At 49.2% G+C, this 264-nt stretch carries 1 protein-coding gene; it reads right to left on the bottom strand.

The features are described from left to right. Nucleotides 1-264: amino acid permease (locus tag SB773_RS32470; RefSeq protein WP_410594500.1), on the bottom strand; the 264-nt coding region annotated here is incomplete at both ends.

Genomic DNA, 264 nt, shown 5'->3' with positions numbered 1-264 from the left:
CAGCGAACAAGGAAAAGGAGTAATCAATCCCTGCCACAATTCCGATTTGCCCGATCAGGTTAATCCAGGCGGTATACCATCCCCATCTTTTACTCCCTAAAATCGCTGCCCAGTGATACAATGCCCCTGCTGTTGGAATTGCTGATGCTAGCTCGGACATGGCTGCTGCAATCAAAATGACAAACAACGCTACAATTGTCCAGCCGAACCCCATCATGCCTGAGCCACCATAAAACAGTCCATGTCCGTAAAGAGAAACGGCGC

The sequence above is a fragment of the Bacillus sp. SIMBA_074 genome (assembly GCF_046534555.1).
In the GTDB taxonomy this organism is placed as follows: domain Bacteria; phylum Bacillota; class Bacilli; order Bacillales; family Bacillaceae_G; genus Bacillus_A; species Bacillus_A mycoides.
The sequence above is the reverse complement of the archived record's forward strand: the minus strand, read 5'-3'. Positions and strand labels throughout refer to the sequence as shown.